Source organism: Acinetobacter sp. GG2 (assembly GCF_000292385.1).
In the GTDB taxonomy this organism is placed as follows: Bacteria; Pseudomonadota; Gammaproteobacteria; order Pseudomonadales; family Moraxellaceae; genus Acinetobacter; species Acinetobacter seifertii.
The window spans coordinates 102,338-118,919 of sequence record NZ_ALOW01000040.1 but is presented as its reverse complement, the minus strand read 5'-3'; the positions used below and the strand labels follow the sequence as shown (position 1 = coordinate 118,919).

Sequence of the window (16,582 nt, the reverse complement as noted above, 5' to 3'; positions counted from 1 at the left end):
CGAAATCAATTTAGCAAGCTAATATAAATCAACATTTAAAAAATAATGTAGATCCACCGCCAATCGTAAACTCTTATAAATTATTAATATATTAGGGATAAACTCATATTTATTGATTGAATTGACCAACAATATTATGCAAATACAATCTCATTGTAAGGATATTCCGATTTTACAATGACCAGAATACATCTGCCCCTAAATAGCACTAAACCCAATTACTAATGGCATAGAAAAAATCATAAGCAACTGATTAATCTAAGTTTAAATAAAAATATTTAAGTTCTCTAATTTATTGCCTAGCCAAATTTAACCCCCTAAAAATTTAATTTTGGGGGTTTTATAATTCTGAATATCTTAAAATACAATTGAATAGCATACACAATTCAAAGATTGCTCACTTAAAGACTAAAAGAGTTTTGCTATTTCCATATTTTCAATATTCCTTTTAGTATTTATGTTTATTATAAATTATGAGTTCAATATTTGAGATATTCTTAAGCCAAATTTTGTTTAGGCATTGATTTTGATATCTCCATTTGAACATCCCAAAATTTTTCCCACAAATTACAATATTCAAGGCATAGATTTTCTAAATAAATATAGTCTTCTTCAGTACAAGCCTGCATCAAAATGAACCATAAATCTTCTTCATGATCATCATCTGCTGCCTCGGCAGTTTCATCTTCAGAAATGCCATGAACATGGTAATAACCACCACCCTCGACATCTATACCGACAGCACTGGTTGCTTTACGCAAAGGTGGACTATACAAAATCACCTCTTCTTCAGCCACAGCTAATAAAGCAGAAACAGCTTTATAGTCATTATAAGAATTCTCTAAAAAATCTCTCACCTGATGCGCGATTTCTGTTGGCTTATAGTTGCGACGCTCCTCTTCAGTTACTCCAAAATCATTCAAAACATCTTCAAATAATGGATAATGAGCATATTCAGGGTTTCCTTGATAATAACCATCTCGGTCAGCACCAGGCCTGAATCCGAACTCATCAAATATATTCAGACTTAAAAGAAAACGCGGGAACATTTTGGCTCCAGCATGCAATTTAGGTTCTAATTGCTTTGTCTGATATTGAGCCATTAATAAAGCATCTGTAAAAGTTTGTACAATTGCATGGCGATACTCTAAATGAATACGCTTTAAATTTTGTTTACTGATTTCTCCATTGTTTAAAATTTCTATTGCAGGATGATGAGAAACAGGATGTTTTGAAATCTTAACTCTTAATTGGTTTAAAAAATTTAGATTTTTATCCCAAAGCTCAGCTGAAATGCTTTGTTTCATCCCTGCGAGTGCCTTTTTCCTAGGATTATTAAAGTTCTCAAATTTTTTTGGCATAATTCACTCTCGTTAAACTTATTAAAGTTATCTGATTTCCATATTTTATTTTAAAAACAAAGAATTACGCTAAAATCCAAACTCCTTTTGTTAAAAATCCATCTTAGAATTAAAATTATATTAAATCAAATAGAATATTTAAAAAAATTTAAAAATAATAAAGATTATTTTTATAATATTAACTTGAATCAAATTATGTTTTTGATTATGATCAAATTGATTAAAAAATCAAAAGCTATGCCAACTCATAATTAGTTCTAACTATATGGAAAAATAATGTCAAAAAAAGAAGATATTATAAATACTGCTTTAAACCTTTTTAATAAAATAGGTTATAACGCTACGGGTGTAGATAGAATTATTGCTGAATCAAATGTCGCCAAGATGACTTTTTATAAATACTTTCCCTCTAAAGAAAGTTTAATCATGGAATGCCTAGAGCATAGAAACATTAATATACAAAATTCTATTTATGAAAGGTTGAATGCACATCCAGATGCAGAGCCACTTGAAAAAATACATCTGATTTTTAATTGGTATATCGACTGGATTAACAGTGAAAACTTTAATGGCTGCCTATTTAAGAAGGCATTTATTGAAGTATCTAAACAATACACTTCAATTCGAGAACCATTTCAAGAATATACAAATTGGTTAATCAATTTATTAAATAGTTTATTAGTAGAGCTTGGTATTGAAAATCCTACTCCGCTTACTCATATGCTTATCTCAGTTATTGATGGGATTATCATTGATGGAACGATTGATAAAGATTTGATTGATCCTAACAAAAAATGGCAATATATCGAGTATTTAATTAAAACTGAAAATCTTAGTTGAACTGATAAAAGTTAATCTCAAACAAATATATTATATATTTTTATATTGACTAGTTAAAATATAGCACTAATAAATATAAAGTTTATTGAGTATTAATATTAAAATAAATGAAATTTACTGCAGTGATAATTTTCTACCTTTTTGGACAAACTCATATTAGAATTCCGCATCCTTATTGTCTCCCATATCTCTATGAAAAAGTTTTTAGGCAATTCTATCTTTAAAGCAGTTGGTTGGACCTATGATGTAGATCCTACAATTCTTGAGAAAAAACAAGTTATTATTGGTTTTGAGCATACTTCCAATTTGGATGCAATCTTATCTATTGCTCTGTTTCAAGTGTTAGACCTAAAAATTCATACTTTAATAAAAAAGGAACTTTTCAAAGGTCCAATGAAGCCTATTCTGGAGAAACTAGGTGGAATACCTGTAGATCGAAAAGCGAGTAAAGATATTGTCTCCCAAATGGTCGAAAAATTTCAAAGTCACGATACATTTAATCTAGTCATTGCACCTGAAGCAACACGTGCAAAAGATGGATCTGAACGCAGACCTATCCGTACTGGATTCTGGCATATTGCTAAAGCTGCTAATGTGCCAATAATACTGATGTACGCAAATGCAAGAACAAAAAAAGGCGGTATTTTAGGCAAAATTTACCCTTCAGATTTGCAAAAGGATCTTGAAACAATTAAAGAACTCTATGCGCAATATGATATTGATGTAAAGATTAGCTAACCAATTTAGTCACAAACTTCGAGTCTATTTTTTTACCTAAATTTAGACTCTCAAAGCGTGCTTAATTGGTTAACAAAACATAGGACAACAGTTTTCAAGAAAACCATGCCTATGATAATATTCTGGCACTTTTGCATTTTTTAATTTTTGGAGTTCACTTCCATGGCGGGTCATTCTAAATGGGCCAATATTAAGCATCGTAAAGCTAAACAAGATGCAAGTCGCGGTAAAGTTTTTACTAAATATATTCGTGAAATTGTGACTGCTGCCAGACTTGGTGGTGGAGATGCTGCTAGTAACCCTCGCCTTCGTGCTGTTGTCGAAAAAGCACTTTCTGTCAATATGACACGTGACACCATTAACCGTGCAATTCAACGCGGTGTGGGTGGTGAAGATAATGATGATTTAAAAGAAGTAACTTACGAAGGTTATGGCGTTGGTGGTGTTGCTGTTCTTATTGAAACAATGACAGATAACCTAAACCGTACAGTACCAGATGTACGTCACTGTTTTAGTAAAACAAATGGTAATTTAGGAACTGCGGGTTCTGTATCTTATCTATTTACTAAGCGTGGTGAAATTACTTTTGAAGATGTCTCTTTAGAAGATAAAATCATGGAAGTTGCTCTAGAAGCTGGTGCAGAAGATATTGAAGTTTCAGAAGATGAAATTTTAGTCATTACTTCACCAGAAACTTTTGGTGATGTTCAAGATGCTCTCGCTGCTGCAGGCTTAAAATCTGATAACGCTGAAGTTGTAATGAGCCCTTCAACTAAAGCTGAAATTACAGATGTTGACCAAGCAAAACAAATTCTCAAAATGATCGATATGTTTGAAGATCTTGATGATGTACAAAACGTTTATACAAACGTTGAATTCTCAGATGAAGTTTTAGCTCAATTAGATGCTTAAACCAAACATTGAAATTAAAAAACGCACCGATTGGTGCGTTTTTTTTATAGCTTATTTAATAAGTTATAACAGTTAAACACATTGTACTCTTTAATCACAAAGCTCGAATGTAGAGCGACGACATTGTCAATTTTACCAATCCGTCTTAATAAAATTTCGCTGTAGTCATCCATATTACGTGCGACCAATTCAAGAATAAAGTCGGCACTTTGACCAGTGACTAAAAATGCATTTGTAACTTCAGGAATAGCTTCAATTTCAGAAAGGAATTTATCGAAGGTCTCGCTATCATGTTTACTTAAAGAGACTTGTAGCAAAATATGCAAGGTAAAACCCAATTTGCTAAAGTTAATTTCTCTTTTAAGCTGTCCCATGATATTAGCTTCAATTAAGTGCTTAATGCGGCGATGAACAGAGCTAACTGAAAGATTAATCCGTTCTGAGAGCTCATTCAAATTCAGGTCTTCATGAGACAAAATTTCCAGAATTTGTTTATCAAAACGGTCTAACTCCATTCTTTTCTCCAATCAGTACTCTTTATAAGTGAACAGTATATCCTAAAGCCAAGTCTACGTTAAAAATCAAACACGATTAAAAAAAGAATTAAGCTTTACTTCAATATATTGACTCAAATCTGTGCCTGTTAACTGTGCAGTAGTATGACGTTTATAGCGCATTTGCAATGGTTCATAGCCTTATATCCTTTCAGTTTTTCATTTAACACATTAGTAAAACAATATGTTATTTAAGAATAATGAGTATTTTCTAAATAAAATCAGTAACTTTTCAGAATTTCAAAAAGTTGGCACTGTTTTTGATATGCAGATATTGGAAAAATTTTATATCCGATGTGGGGAATACCTGTGAAAAAAATCAAAAGTTTAGTTCTTGCCATGAGTGCTGTTAGCCTAACAGGTATAATGGTGCCAGCCCATGCTGCTACTGATGCAGAAGTAGATGCTTTACGCAAAGAGGTCGGTGAATTAAAACAACTGGTTCAGCAACTATCAAGTCAGCAAAAAACAGCACTTGCAGCTAATACTCCAGCAGCTCCACAAATTGCAACTGTAGCAAATCCACCTGCTCCACAAGGCAAGCCTGGATGGATGCAAATGCCTGATGGACAAACTCAAGTTAAGCTCTATGGAAACGTACGAGTAGATGCAACTTATGACTTTAAAGGTTCAAATGGAAGCATTTCAAATGCAGCCAATTACCCATTAAATAAAGATGATCCAAGACAAGATTCTTTAAATGTATCTGCTGCAACTACACGTATTGGCTTAGATATTCTTCGACCTACCCAATATGGTGATTTAACCGGAAAAATTGAAGCCGACTTTATGGGGGGTAATGGCGACAATGGCAGTGGAACTTTCCGTGTACGCCATGCTTATATGTCTTTAGGTAAATGGTTAGCAGGTCAAACGACTTCACCTTTCGTAAATACCGATACATCTCCAGAAACATTAGACTTTACAGGTGCAGTGGGCACAGGAACAACGCGTACCGTACAAGTCCGCTATACCCAGCCGATTGATGCGCAACAAAAAATCTTATTTGCTTTAGAAGGTGGCGATGTTGAAAAAGTAGGAAATGTTGCGGGTGGAAGCCGTTTCCCTGCTCTAACAACGCGTTATGATTTTAAAACTGCCGATAATAAAGGCTTATTACAACTTCATGGGCTTGCTCACGAAAACCGTGTCGCACCTAAAGATAGTTCATCTGAAGAAAAATTTGGTTGGGGTGTCGGCATAGGCGGAAAGTATGATATTACCCCTCAAGATAGCGTTATGGCGAATTACTATCATGTTAAAGGCGATGGTCGATATTTATCTTATAGCAACTCTGCTTATGCATATGACACAATTAGTCAAGATATCAACTTAGGAGAATTTGATAGCGCTGTTATTGGCTATCAACGCAAATGGAATCCAATATTACGTTCTACTTTCGCAATTGGTGGAGTTCAGTATAAAGATGACAGCACATATGCCAATACTAATTTAAATAACACCAGCTATAACAAAGAAATTTATAATGCGCTGGTTAATTTAATCTGGAACCCAGTTAAGAACATTGACTTAGGTGCAGAATACACTTACGGCCAGCGTGAAACATTTGCAGGTGATAAAGGCGATTACTCACGTATAAATTTACTTGCTAAATATAATTTCTAAAAGCTAGATATAAAAAAAGAGCCTTTAAAGGCTCTTTTTTTTATTGTCACAATTAATGCATTGCCTGAATTTTCTCTAAGAAAAGTTTAGCGCGCTCGTGACGAGCCTCTAAATTATCAAAAAATTCATTGGTTGGACAATCTTCAAGAATTTTGCCTTCATCCATGAAAATTAAACGGTTCGATACTCGTTTAGCAAAACCCATTTCATGAGTAACACACATCATGGTCATACCTTCATTTGCAAGTTGTACCATCACTTCAAGCACTTCTCCTACCATTTCAGGATCGAGTGCCGAAGTAGGTTCATCAAACAACATACAGACTGGGTCCATCGATAATCCGCGAGCAATTGCAACACGTTGTTGTTGTCCACCAGAAAGTTGTCCTGGAAATTTATCTTTATGCGCAAGTAACCCAACTCGTTCTAAATACTTAAGCCCCTTTTCACGCGCTTCGGCAACTGAACGTTTTAACACCTTCACTTGAGCAATCGTTAAATTTTCCAAAACAGTCATGTGCGGAAAAAGCTCAAAGTGCTGGAACACCATTCCTACACGAGAACGGAACTTTGCAAGATCAGTTTTCGGATCTTTTAATGAAACCCCGTCAACAATAATGTCACCTTGCTGAAATGGTTCTAAAGCATTTACGGTTTTAATGAGCGTTGATTTTCCTGAACCAGATGGCCCGCAAACAACAACGACATCACCTTTTTCAATACTCGTCGTGCAATCTGTTAAAACCTGAAAATCACCATACCATTTAGAGATATGTTGGATGTCTATCATTGGCATTTAAAATCTCCAATTAGCGAATGATGGCAATTTTTTTCTGTAAGCGTTTGACTAATTGCGATAGCACAAACGAGCTACAGAAATACACCACAGCGACGATTAAGTAGAATGTTGCTTTTGTTTCAGGACCATAGGTATTAGCCAATGTATCTGCACGACCTAAGAAGTCTGGTGCACTAATCACATAGACTAATGACACATCCTGAAAGAGAATAATGGTTTGAGTAAGTAATACTGGGAGCATATTACGGAAGGCCTGTGGTAACACCACATAACGCATAGATTGACCATAGGTGAAACCTAAAGCGTAGCCTGCATTGACCTGACCTTTTGAAATAGACTGAATACCGGAACGTACAATTTCCGAGAAAAATGCAGCTTCAAAAATCGCAAAGGTCACAACACTCGAAAATAATGGCCCCCAATAAGTATCTGATTGAAATTCAAATATTTTCGGCAACAAAAAATAGAAAATAAAGATGACCTGAATTAATGGAATACCACGAAATAGATCAACATAGAACTTCGCAAAGTTACTTGCGATTGCGCTGTTAGATAAACGCATCATTGCCAATGGAGTTCCAATCAGGATTCCTCCCATCATCGCAAGTACCGTTACCGTAAGCGTGAAGATAAAACCTTCTTTGAGTGCAGCAATAACATCAGGATTATGTAATAGAGAAAAATCCATAATTATTTTCCTCCCGAACCTAAACCTGGTACAGCCATACGTTTTTCAATCCATGCCATCACAAATTTAATGGTGTAGGTAATGATTAAATAAACCGGTGTAGACAGAATAAGAATGATAATGTCCTGAGAAGTCTCTTCTCGCATGGTTTTGGTATAAGCGAAGAAGTTCAAAACACTTAACGCATATAGAACTGCTGAGTTCTTAAAAACGTTCATTGCTTCGGAAGTAATGGTTGGCCATACAGTACGGTATGCAACTGGTAAAATCACATAACGATAACTTTGCGCCGTTGTAAAACCCATTGCAGAAGCTGCGAACTTTTGTCCGCGAGAAACTGTGTTAATCCCCGCTCTTACATGCTCAGAAACACGTGCTGCGGTATATAGTCCCAAAGCAAAAACACCAATAACAGCAGGATGATGATTTAGAAGGTTTTTCCACCATCCACCTGCTACAACGTCTCCACTTCCAGCACTTAAACTATCTGGTAAGAACTCTGGGAATACAAAAGCCCAGAAGAATAACTGTACAATTAAAGGAATATTACGGAATATTTCGACATAACAGTTGCCGATAAATGCAAACGGTTTGTTGGGTAAAGTACGAATTACCCCGAGGAGAGAACCTAATAAAAATGCGATAAGAAAGGCTACAACAGCAGTCCATACCATAGTAAAGACACCAGAACCTAACATTTGTAACCATGTGGGCGCCTCAGAATAAGCATTGTAGCTAGAGCTACCAATGACTTTACAAACTGATTCTGCCCATGCGGCTTTATCGACACCATATTCATTAGACTCCGCACAGAATATAGTCCAGTTTAGCGAGCCGACTGACATGTTTGCCCCTTAAATGAATATCTTAGAAAATAGACCACTTGTGCAAATGAGGTTTTACACTTGCACAAGTAAATTTAGGACAAAAGGAACGAGTTAGATTCCTGCATCTGTTGGGTGGGCTTTAAGCTTTTTGTAAGATGCACTTGGCTGCATATTTAAATTAGTATTTTTTGGTGGAATTGGAGATAAGAACCATTTCTTATATAAAGCGTCCATTTGACCAGTTTTCCATAAATTATTTACGGTACGGTCGGCAACTGCTTTAAATTTTGGATCATCTTTAGCAATCATGATGCCATAAGGTTCTGACGAAAGTACTGGCCCTACAATTGCGAATGCTTTTGGTGTAGATGACTTAGCAATTAGACCAGCTAAGATATTGTCATCCATTACAAATGCTGCGGCACGGCCAGATGCCATCATGGCAAATGAGTCAGAATGGTCTTTACCATAAATGTTTTGTACATTAAGTGACTGACCTTTTTCATTCATTTTAATGTACTTGTCAGATGTTGTACCTTGAGTCGTAACAACTGCTTTACCATTTAAATCAGCTAGACTCTTAATACCAGAGTTTGCTTTAACAGCCATGCGCACTTCTGTTGCATAGTAGTTCGTTGAAAAACCAACTTGTTGCTGACGCTGTTTAGAGTTTGTAGTCGTACCACATTCCATATCAATATTTCCTGCTAAAAGCTCAGGAATACGTGTTGATGAAGTGACTGCCTTGTATTCAACTTTTAAACCAGGCATTTTCAATTCTTTCTTAATATCATTTGCGAACTGGTTACAAATGTCGACTGCATAACCTACTGGTTTACCTCCAACAACGTATGAAATTGGGTCGGATGATTCTCGATGACCAATAACGATTTTTCCAGTACTTTTGATTTTTGCTAATGTGTCTGCTGCCTGTATTTGAGAAGTAGCACCAACCGTACAAAGCATAATTGTTGAAACAATGAGAGAGGTTGCAGAACGTTTCATAAGAACTCCTTGATGATCATTCCTCTATTTGTCTACAGAATCATTCTTATAGAGAAATAGAGTGATTTATTATTAAATTGCAATTATCGAGCCAACTTTTCCAAGTAGGACTTCATCCATTTGCTTCACTTATTATTTATCTGTTTCGCAGAGTTAATACCTTTAAAACTGCTCACATGTTTCTTACTTTAATCTATATTTTAATCTTCTGTCTATTATTAAGCTCATCTAATTACACTTAAATGTGGCAATTTTTGATTACATTGTAAACACATGCACAATAAAGTGGCTTAATTTTTTCTAAAAACTGTTTTTAGAAAAACTATTTTATTAATAAAAAGAAAAATTAACTTTATTAGGCATTTAGACTAAAAGTCTAAGTTTGTAATTAAAAAAACAAAACAAACCTCAAAATAATAAATAAAAATGTTTTAATAAAATTCATTTATAAAACTTATAGTCATGTTTTTTACAATTAAAATATTTCTACAAATATAAAAAAAGCCCGATTTATTTCGAGCCTTTTTATAAAACCTATAGATTAAATGCCTCGCCAATCAACGCGTGCATTTCTTTCTGTTTGATATATTCTTAAAACATATTGTCCAAGCGGCAAATCAAGTAAAGCTTTCTGATAAGTGCTCCACTCTGGTGACACCTCTTCATCCTCTTCAGGCTCCCATGGTGTACCTTTTATTTCAAGTAAAGGTGCAAGCATAGAACATACTGAAATATCGGCGAGACTTAAGCGGTCTCCAACCATATAACGTGCTTGGTTTTCAATGAGGTACTGATTCAACTCATTTATAAGTTCATCCATACGCTCTTTTGACTGACTTACTAGCTCCTCTTCAAGTTTATAGTTCTTCTTTACTAAAGTTTTGAGGAAAGGTTTTGATATTTTTTCAAACTGGCGCAAGTAACCTTGCTCACCCATCATAATTTCTAGAGCATGGTCTCCATGGGCTAAAGTATGAGCAAGTGCCCAACGACGTACATGTACACCAAGTTCATCTGCCAAGCTATCTATCTTGAGCGTTTGTTGTCGAAGTTGTTCATCACGGCGCAAAAGTGCATGCTCTGGATAAGTATCATCCAGATAAAGTGCAATTTTAGTTGATTCAGCAATCCAACGTTGGTCATCTTTCAAAATTGGCAATAAATTTTGCCCGGTTTTGAGTTGTGCAAATGCACGATGGAAGCCTGGAATCAAATTATGTGCAACGTAATCAAGTTCTTTATGGTCTAACAACCAGCGAGCTTTTTCACAATAATGAGACAAAGGAAACTGATACAAAACCCGCATAAAATCTCCACGTTTATTTTTATTTGACTATTCGTACAAAAATCGTCGTCGTTAAGTAGATACTTTAGAAGCTATTTTTAATGAAAACAATGGATATTGTGCTCATTTTTCACTGACAGTTAGGTCTATATTTTTTATATCTTTTTTTACCGTACTTATAGCTCTTTTTCATATTAAAACCAGTTTAGTAATTTTTCCAGCCAATAAATTTTATAATCAATTGATTTATAATAAATTTCTATATCTATATTTATCCATTAAAAATCAAAAAAAGTGCTTTGCATTTTTATTCATAAGCTGAGCATAAGTCCTCGTTTAGTGGAAAAATATTTCTTTTGTAAGGTAATGACAGCAATACAAGGTGTCATTATGTCTAATTCTCTATCTAAAACGACGGCATACGTCCAAGTCATTCAAAATGATCAACAAGCCATTAATGCTGCTTATCAAGTGGCTGATTTTGCTTTAGAGGGTCGTAATACACGTGATCAACAACGCCAACTTCCTTTTGAGCAAATCGAAAGCTTTAGTCAAAAAGGTTTAGGTGGAATTCGCATTGCAAAAAAATATGGCGGTGCTTTTGTGTCTAATAAAACTTTGGCTCAAGTCTTTCGTATTTTAAGTAAAGGCGATGCCAATGTTGGTCAAATTCCACAAAATCAAATTAGTCTGTTAAACCTCGTCGAGATCTTGGGCACAGAACAACAAAAACAATTTATTTTTTCAGAAATATTGGCAGGCAAACGTCTTGCTAATGGTGGACCAGAACGTAATACACATGACTCAAAAACACTAAAAACCACGCTTACCATTGAAAACGGTAAATACATTTTAAACGGTGAAAAATTTTATTCGACTGGAACAAGTTTTGCGCATTGGCTCGCAATTAAAGCGGTTCATCCCGAAGGTCATGTGGTTTTAGTGATTGTGAATCGAGATGCTCAAGGTATTGAAGTCATTAATGACTGGAATGGCTTTGGTCAGCGTACGACAGCGAGTGGTACGGTTAAATTAAATCATGTTGAAGTCAATCCTGAACTTATTCTTGATGAACGCTTATTGACTCAAACTCCTACTTATCGCGGTGCCTATTCTCAGTTATTACAAGTAGCCATTGATGTTGGGATTGCGGAAGCTGCATTTGACGATACTTTATCGACTATTCATAAAGCACGTCCAATTATTGATGCAAATGTAGAAAAAGCCAGCTTTGAACATTACACCTTACAAGAAGTAGGTAAGTTAAATATTTTGCTCGATGCTGCAATTTTACTGCTTGATGAAGCTGCTGAATATTTAGATGAACTTGACCAACTTCAAACTGTGACTGATGAACAAGTAGCTAAAGCTTCAATTTTGGTTGCTGAAGCAAAAGTCTATGCCAATGATGCTGCTCTACAAATCTCTGAAAAACTACTAGAGCTAGGCGGTAGTCGTTCAAGCTTAAGCCAACATAATTTAGATCAACATTGGCGAAATGCCCGTGTACATACCTTACACGACCCTGTTCGCTGGAAAATACATGCCATTGGCAATTATTACCTTAATGGTCATTTCCCTGCCCGCCACGCCTGGATTTAAGGAGAAATTGTCATGACTTCATATCAATCGGTTCAAACAAAACAAACATCGGCATCTGGCAAAGCACACATTATTCAAAATGATGCTGAAGCTTTAGAAATTGCCAAACAATTTGCAGAGCAATTTAAAAAAACCGCAGTAGAACGAGACACTAAGCGAATTTTACCCTATACCGAAATCGATGCTTTGAGCCAATCTGGTCTTTGGGCAATTACAGTGCCAAAGCAATATGGTGGTGCCGAAGTTTCAAGTCATACCGTTGCTAAAGTGATTGCACTTTTGAGTGGTGCAGATGGTTCAATTGGACAAATTCCACAAAACCATTTCTATGCCTTAGAAGTCTTACGCAATACAGGCACAGAAGCTCAAAAACAACGTTTATACGGCGAAGTTTTAAATGGCACTCGCTTTGGTAATGCACTTGCTGAGTTTAAAACCAAAACTTCAACCCACAAACAAACCAATATCCGTCCTCACGAAAATGGATATCTCATTCAGGGTGAAAAGTTTTACTGCACAGGAAGTTTATTTGCTCACCGTATTCCAACATTAGTTTTAGATGATGCCGGTCGAGAGTATCTGGCGTTTGTAAAAAGTGGTTCACAAGGATTGAAACTCGTTGATGACTGGTCTGGCTTTGGTCAGAAAACTACAGGTAGCGGCACGGTTAAATTTGATCAGGTTTTTGTCGATGCAGATGATGTTATTCCTTTTGATACTGCATTTTTACAACCAACCTTAGTGGGCCCTTTTGCGCAAATTATGCATGCATCAATTGAGGTAGGCATTGCACGTGCAGCCTTTGAAGAAAGTTTGCAAAGAGTACATCAAGCGCGCCCATGGATTGATTCAAATGTAGAAACTGCAAATCAAGATCCTTTGACAATTTATGAGCTAGGACGCATTGCTGTCGATGTACGAGCTAGTGAAGTGTTATTAAAACAGGCAGCTCAATCAATTGATGCCGCAAAAATTGAAACTACACCTGAAAACATTGCTAAAGCATCCATCGATGTGGCTAAAGTACGTGCTCATAGTAGCGATATTGCACTCAAAGCATCCTCTAAGCTCATTGAACTTGCAGGAAGTCGTGGCAGTCAGTCACAGGATGGTCTAGACCGTTTTTGGCGTAATGCCCGTGTGCATACCTTGCATGATGCCGCACGATGGAAATATTATTTTATTGGGAACTATGTTCTTAACGGTGTGCTACCGCCTCGTCGGGGGACATTGTAATGGCAGATTTTAAAGCGAAAGAAATTTTAATCAATGCATTCGATATGAACTGTGTTGGGCATATTAATCATGGCTTATGGACACATCCACGTGATGAATCACATCGTTTTAATGAACTGAGCTACTGGACAGAACAAGCTAAGACCTTAGAAAGTGGTTTATTTGATGGTTTGTTTATTGCAGACATTACAGGTGTGTATGACGTCTATCAAAATGGTATTGATCTGACTTTAAAAGAGTCCATTCAGCTTCCGAGCCATGACCCATCTACACTTATTTCAGCTATGGCGGCAGTTACTCAAAACCTAAGTTTTGGGGTCACTGTGAACTTAAGCTATGAGCATCCTTATCAATTTGCCCGCCGCTTTGCGAGTCTCGACCATTTAACTCAAGGTCGTATTGGCTGGAATATCGTGACGGGTTATTTAGATAGTGCGGAACGTCTAATCGGCCAAAAAGGTTTAAAAGACCACGATGCCCGCTATGAGCAAGCCGAAGAATTTTTAGAGCTTTGCTACAAATATTGGGAGGGTTCATGGGAAAACGACGCCGTTAAAAAAGATAAAGTACAGCGTGTTTTTACAGATCCATCTAAAGTTCATACCATTCACCACCAGGGAAAATATTACCAAAGTGAAGGTGTGTTTCAGGTGTCTCCTTCTGTGCAACGCACCCCAACACTATTTCAAGCAGGTGCTTCACCAAAAGGTATGCAGTTTGCGACGCGTCATGCTGAGTGTGTATTTATTGGTGGCGACAAACCCGAAAAAATACGCGAACAAGTGAAAAAGATTCGTGCTCTTGCAGAACAGCAAGGCCGTTCAGCGGATGACATTAAAGTCTTTGTCGGTATAACTGTTGTTGTTGCCGAAACACATGATCTGGCTGTACAAAAACTTAATGAATATCGTCAGTACGCAAGCCCTGAGGCAGGCTTAGCGCATTATGCGAGTTCAACAGGCATTGACTTAAGTAAGTTTGCTGAAGATGAAGCGATTCCTTACCAAAAAAGTAACAGTATTGTTTCGATTACCGAAAAGTTTAAAGAACAGCAAATCACAAAAAATGACTTAAAAGCTCAACATGTTTTAGGTGGCCGTTATCCCCTCATCGTAGGTAGTGGCGAAGAAGTTGCTGAATACTTAATTCATCTTTTAGATGAGACCGATATTGATGGCTTTAATTTGACCCGTACAGTTGCACCTGAGTCTCACCACGACTTTATTCGCTTGGTTATTCCTGAACTACAGCAACGTGGTCGCTATAAAACCGCATATAAAGCGGGTTCACTACGGAACAAAATTTTTAATCGGGGTGATCAATTACCAGAACAGCACCCTGTTCAAGCGTTCCGATGTAGTCCCTATAACAACAGCAAAAACCTAACAAAAATTGAAGAAATAACCGCTTAAATTTGGAGATAGACATGGCTCAAACAGCCTCTAAAAAATGGCTAGGCGTAGGCTTAGTCGTTGTAGTCCTTTTTGTTGCTTTATTCTTTTGGAATAAACATCGTCAAAGTGGCTCAAATGAACTTGTGATTGGTATTAGTCCACCATTTGCAAAACCTTTACAAGCTGCTGCCGATGAAGCAAAGAAACAAGGTTTAAATGTGAAACTGGTTGAGTTTTCTGACTGGAACACACCAAACATTACCTTAAATCATGGGGATATTGATGCCAACTTTTTCCAGCATCAACCTTTCTTAGACAATGCAATTAAAGAAACTGGCTTTAAATTAAAAGCATTTGCAGTAGGGGCAGCATCACATGTGGGACTTTATTCAAAGAAATATAAAAGCCTTGATGAATTGCCACAAAACGCACGTGTAGTCATCCCAAATGATCCAGTGAATCAAGGTCGTGCCCTACTCCTTTTACAGCAAGCTAAATTAATTACGCTTAAAGATTCAAACAATCATTTATCTGCACTCAAAGATGTTGTTTCAAACCCTAAAAACTTGCAATTCATCGAGGTTGAAGGACCACAAACTGCTCGTGCAATTGATGATGTTGACTTGGCTTTTGGCTATCCACATTACTTACGCTTAGCAAAAACAGCTGACCCTAATAGTGCACTTTTACTTGATGACAATACCAATAAACGCTATGCCATTTTGTTTGTAGTACGTGACGACTATCAGGACAAGGGCGACAAATTAAAGAAATTTGTTGAGATCTATCAAAACTCGCCAAAAGTTAAAGCTGTGTTAGATGCTGAGATTGGGCCAAAACTTTGGTTCCCTGGCTGGAAGTAATAGCGGAAAGATTATGGCGATTCAGTTCAAACAGCATAAGCCTTGGTTACTCGGAATTACGATTGTTATCGTAGTTCTGGGCCTCGTCGGTTACCGTTATATTAAAAATAAACAAGCTGATGATGTTTTAACGATTGGCATTAGTCCACCGTATGCTGAATTATTACAAAGCGTTGCCAATGAATTAGAAAAGCAAGGCGTTCATGTCAAGCTTGTTGAATTTTCTGATTGGCGAGCACCAAATGTTGCCGTACAAAACGGTGATATTGATGCAAACTTTTTCCAGCAAAGCGTATTTCTACGTAATGCTGTTAAAGAAACGGGTTATGACTTACATGCATTTGGTGTGGGTTCAGGAAGTCATGTGGGTTTATATTCAAAAAAATATAAATCACTTAAAGACTTACCTTCAAATGCACGTGTTGCTATTCCAAACGATCCGGTCAATTTAGCCCGTGCTTTAATTTTATTGCACCGTGCAGGTTTAATTCAGCTTAAAGACATTAATAATGAACTTTCAACCACCCAAGACATTATCGCTAATCCCAAACAGCTGAGCTTTGTTGAAGTTGAGGGCCCTCAAACCGCACATGCATATAACGATGTCGATTTAATTTTCGGCTTCCCTCACTACTTAAAAATGGCAAAGGTAACCGACCCACATAGCGCATTATTTTTAGATCCAATCGATAAAAAATATGCAATTTTGTTTGTGACCCGTCGCGATTACCAAGATAAAAACCAAAAACTTGCAACCTTTGTTAAAGCATTCCAGAACTCAAAACAAGCACAAGACATTCTGGATAAAGACTTTGGCCAAGGTATGTGGTTTCAAGGCTGGAAATAAGGAGA

16 protein-coding genes are annotated in these 16,582 nt (G+C 36.6%); 9 read left to right on the top strand and 7 right to left on the bottom strand.

Translation table 11 applies throughout. The annotated features are described in order from the left end of the window. Nucleotides 1-497: 497 nt before the first annotated feature. Nucleotides 498-1,361 (bottom strand): iron-containing redox enzyme family protein, encoded by an 864-nt coding sequence (locus B554_RS0116630; RefSeq protein ID WP_004702120.1) that lies wholly within the window; start codon nt 1,359-1,361, stop codon nt 498-500. Between the two features lie 276 nt (nt 1,362-1,637). Between B554_RS0116630 and B554_RS0116625 the strand changes: the two genes are divergently transcribed. From B554_RS0116625 to B554_RS0116615, 3 genes are all read left to right on the top strand, one after another. Continuing rightward, nucleotides 1,638-2,201: a TetR/AcrR family transcriptional regulator gene (locus B554_RS0116625; RefSeq protein WP_019458940.1), complete on the top strand. Its 564-nt coding sequence runs from the start codon at nt 1,638-1,640 to the stop codon at nt 2,199-2,201. A gap of 192 nt (nt 2,202-2,393) precedes the next feature. Beyond that, nucleotides 2,394-2,939, top strand: a complete 546-nt coding sequence (locus B554_RS0116620) for a 1-acyl-sn-glycerol-3-phosphate acyltransferase (protein WP_019458939.1) — start codon at nt 2,394-2,396, stop codon at nt 2,937-2,939. 162 nt (nt 2,940-3,101) lie between these two features. Then, complete coding sequence (locus tag B554_RS0116615) at nt 3,102-3,851, top strand: YebC/PmpR family DNA-binding transcriptional regulator (RefSeq protein ID WP_004702129.1); 750 nt, start codon at nt 3,102-3,104, stop codon at nt 3,849-3,851. A 44-nt stretch (nt 3,852-3,895) separates the two neighbouring features. On the opposite strand, the gene B554_RS0116610 is transcribed toward B554_RS0116615, so the two are convergent. Next, nucleotides 3,896-4,366: an Lrp/AsnC family transcriptional regulator gene (locus B554_RS0116610; protein ID WP_002050132.1), complete on the bottom strand. Its 471-nt coding sequence runs from the start codon at nt 4,364-4,366 to the stop codon at nt 3,896-3,898. 348 nt (nt 4,367-4,714) lie between these two features. Between B554_RS0116610 and B554_RS0116600 the strand changes: the two genes are divergently transcribed. Continuing rightward, nucleotides 4,715-6,031, top strand: coding sequence for a DcaP family trimeric outer membrane transporter (locus B554_RS0116600; RefSeq protein ID WP_193760139.1), 1,317 nt, complete (start codon nt 4,715-4,717; stop codon nt 6,029-6,031). A gap of 52 nt (nt 6,032-6,083) precedes the next feature. On the opposite strand, the gene B554_RS0116595 is transcribed toward B554_RS0116600, so the two are convergent. The 5 genes from B554_RS0116595 to B554_RS0116575 form a co-directional block, all read right to left on the bottom strand. Beyond that, a complete protein-coding gene (locus B554_RS0116595; protein ID WP_019458936.1) occupies nt 6,084-6,827 on the bottom strand; it encodes an amino acid ABC transporter ATP-binding protein in 744 nt (247 codons plus the stop codon). 13 nt (nt 6,828-6,840) lie between these two features. Then, a complete protein-coding gene (locus tag B554_RS0116590; protein WP_004702135.1) occupies nt 6,841-7,518 on the bottom strand; it encodes an amino acid ABC transporter permease in 678 nt (225 codons plus the stop codon). A 2-nt stretch (nt 7,519-7,520) separates the two neighbouring features. Beyond that, nucleotides 7,521-8,363 carry an amino acid ABC transporter permease gene (locus B554_RS0116585; RefSeq protein WP_019458935.1) on the bottom strand — a complete coding sequence of 281 codons (843 nt, stop codon included), beginning with the start codon at nt 8,361-8,363 and terminating at the stop codon, nt 7,521-7,523. A gap of 93 nt (nt 8,364-8,456) precedes the next feature. Beyond that, nucleotides 8,457-9,350, bottom strand: a complete 894-nt coding sequence (locus B554_RS0116580) for an amino acid ABC transporter substrate-binding protein (protein WP_004702139.1) — start codon at nt 9,348-9,350, stop codon at nt 8,457-8,459. A gap of 541 nt (nt 9,351-9,891) precedes the next feature. Beyond that, the gene (locus tag B554_RS0116575) at nt 9,892-10,656 is read right to left on the bottom strand and encodes a glutathione S-transferase family protein (RefSeq protein WP_019458934.1); all 765 of its coding nucleotides are present in this window, start codon (nt 10,654-10,656) and stop codon (nt 9,892-9,894) included. A gap of 345 nt (nt 10,657-11,001) precedes the next feature. On the opposite strand from B554_RS0116575, the gene B554_RS0116570 reads away from it, so the two are divergent. From B554_RS0116570 to B554_RS0116550, 5 genes are read left to right on the top strand one after another with little or no spacing between them, the layout of a single operon-like run. Continuing rightward, nucleotides 11,002-12,237 (top strand): SfnB family sulfur acquisition oxidoreductase, encoded by a 1,236-nt coding sequence (locus B554_RS0116570; protein WP_019458933.1) that lies wholly within the window; start codon nt 11,002-11,004, stop codon nt 12,235-12,237. 12 nt (nt 12,238-12,249) lie between these two features. After that, nucleotides 12,250-13,473, top strand: a complete 1,224-nt coding sequence (locus tag B554_RS0116565; protein ID WP_019458932.1) for an SfnB family sulfur acquisition oxidoreductase — start codon at nt 12,250-12,252, stop codon at nt 13,471-13,473. After that, on the top strand, nt 13,473-14,885 hold the full coding sequence (locus B554_RS0116560; protein ID WP_019458931.1) for an LLM class flavin-dependent oxidoreductase: 1,413 nt from the start codon (nt 13,473-13,475) through the stop codon (nt 14,883-14,885). Before B554_RS0116565 ends, B554_RS0116560 begins: the two co-directional genes overlap by 1 nt. A 14-nt stretch (nt 14,886-14,899) precedes the next feature. Beyond that, entirely contained in the window at nt 14,900-15,730 is an 831-nt protein-coding gene (locus B554_RS0116555) for a MetQ/NlpA family ABC transporter substrate-binding protein (protein ID WP_019458930.1), read from the top strand. A gap of 13 nt (nt 15,731-15,743) precedes the next feature. Beyond that, nucleotides 15,744-16,577 carry a MetQ/NlpA family ABC transporter substrate-binding protein gene (locus B554_RS0116550; RefSeq protein ID WP_019458929.1) on the top strand — a complete coding sequence of 278 codons (834 nt, stop codon included), beginning with the start codon at nt 15,744-15,746 and terminating at the stop codon, nt 16,575-16,577. Nucleotides 16,578-16,582: the final 5 nt, after the last annotated feature.

Coding starts and splice junctions, on each gene's coding strand:
- B554_RS0116570 (WP_019458933.1), top strand. CDS start 11,002: ATGACAGCAATACAAGGTGTCATTATGTCTAATTCTCTATCTAAAACG.
- B554_RS0116630 (WP_004702120.1), bottom strand. CDS start 1,361: ATGCCAAAAAAATTTGAGAACTTTAATAATCCTAGGAAAAAGGCACTC.
- B554_RS0116625 (WP_019458940.1), top strand. CDS start 1,638: ATGTCAAAAAAAGAAGATATTATAAATACTGCTTTAAACCTTTTTAAT.
- B554_RS0116555 (WP_019458930.1), top strand. CDS start 14,900: ATGGCTCAAACAGCCTCTAAAAAATGGCTAGGCGTAGGCTTAGTCGTT.
- B554_RS0116575 (WP_019458934.1), bottom strand. CDS start 10,656: ATGCGGGTTTTGTATCAGTTTCCTTTGTCTCATTATTGTGAAAAAGCT.
- B554_RS0116565 (WP_019458932.1), top strand. CDS start 12,250: ATGACTTCATATCAATCGGTTCAAACAAAACAAACATCGGCATCTGGC.
- B554_RS0116620 (WP_019458939.1), top strand. CDS start 2,394: ATGAAAAAGTTTTTAGGCAATTCTATCTTTAAAGCAGTTGGTTGGACC.
- B554_RS0116580 (WP_004702139.1), bottom strand. CDS start 9,350: ATGAAACGTTCTGCAACCTCTCTCATTGTTTCAACAATTATGCTTTGT.
- B554_RS0116615 (WP_004702129.1), top strand. CDS start 3,102: ATGGCGGGTCATTCTAAATGGGCCAATATTAAGCATCGTAAAGCTAAA.
- B554_RS0116590 (WP_004702135.1), bottom strand. CDS start 7,518: ATGGATTTTTCTCTATTACATAATCCTGATGTTATTGCTGCACTCAAA.
- B554_RS0116585 (WP_019458935.1), bottom strand. CDS start 8,363: ATGTCAGTCGGCTCGCTAAACTGGACTATATTCTGTGCGGAGTCTAAT.
- B554_RS0116550 (WP_019458929.1), top strand. CDS start 15,744: ATGGCGATTCAGTTCAAACAGCATAAGCCTTGGTTACTCGGAATTACG.
- B554_RS0116560 (WP_019458931.1), top strand. CDS start 13,473: ATGGCAGATTTTAAAGCGAAAGAAATTTTAATCAATGCATTCGATATG.
- B554_RS0116610 (WP_002050132.1), bottom strand. CDS start 4,366: ATGGAGTTAGACCGTTTTGATAAACAAATTCTGGAAATTTTGTCTCAT.
- B554_RS0116595 (WP_019458936.1), bottom strand. CDS start 6,827: ATGCCAATGATAGACATCCAACATATCTCTAAATGGTATGGTGATTTT.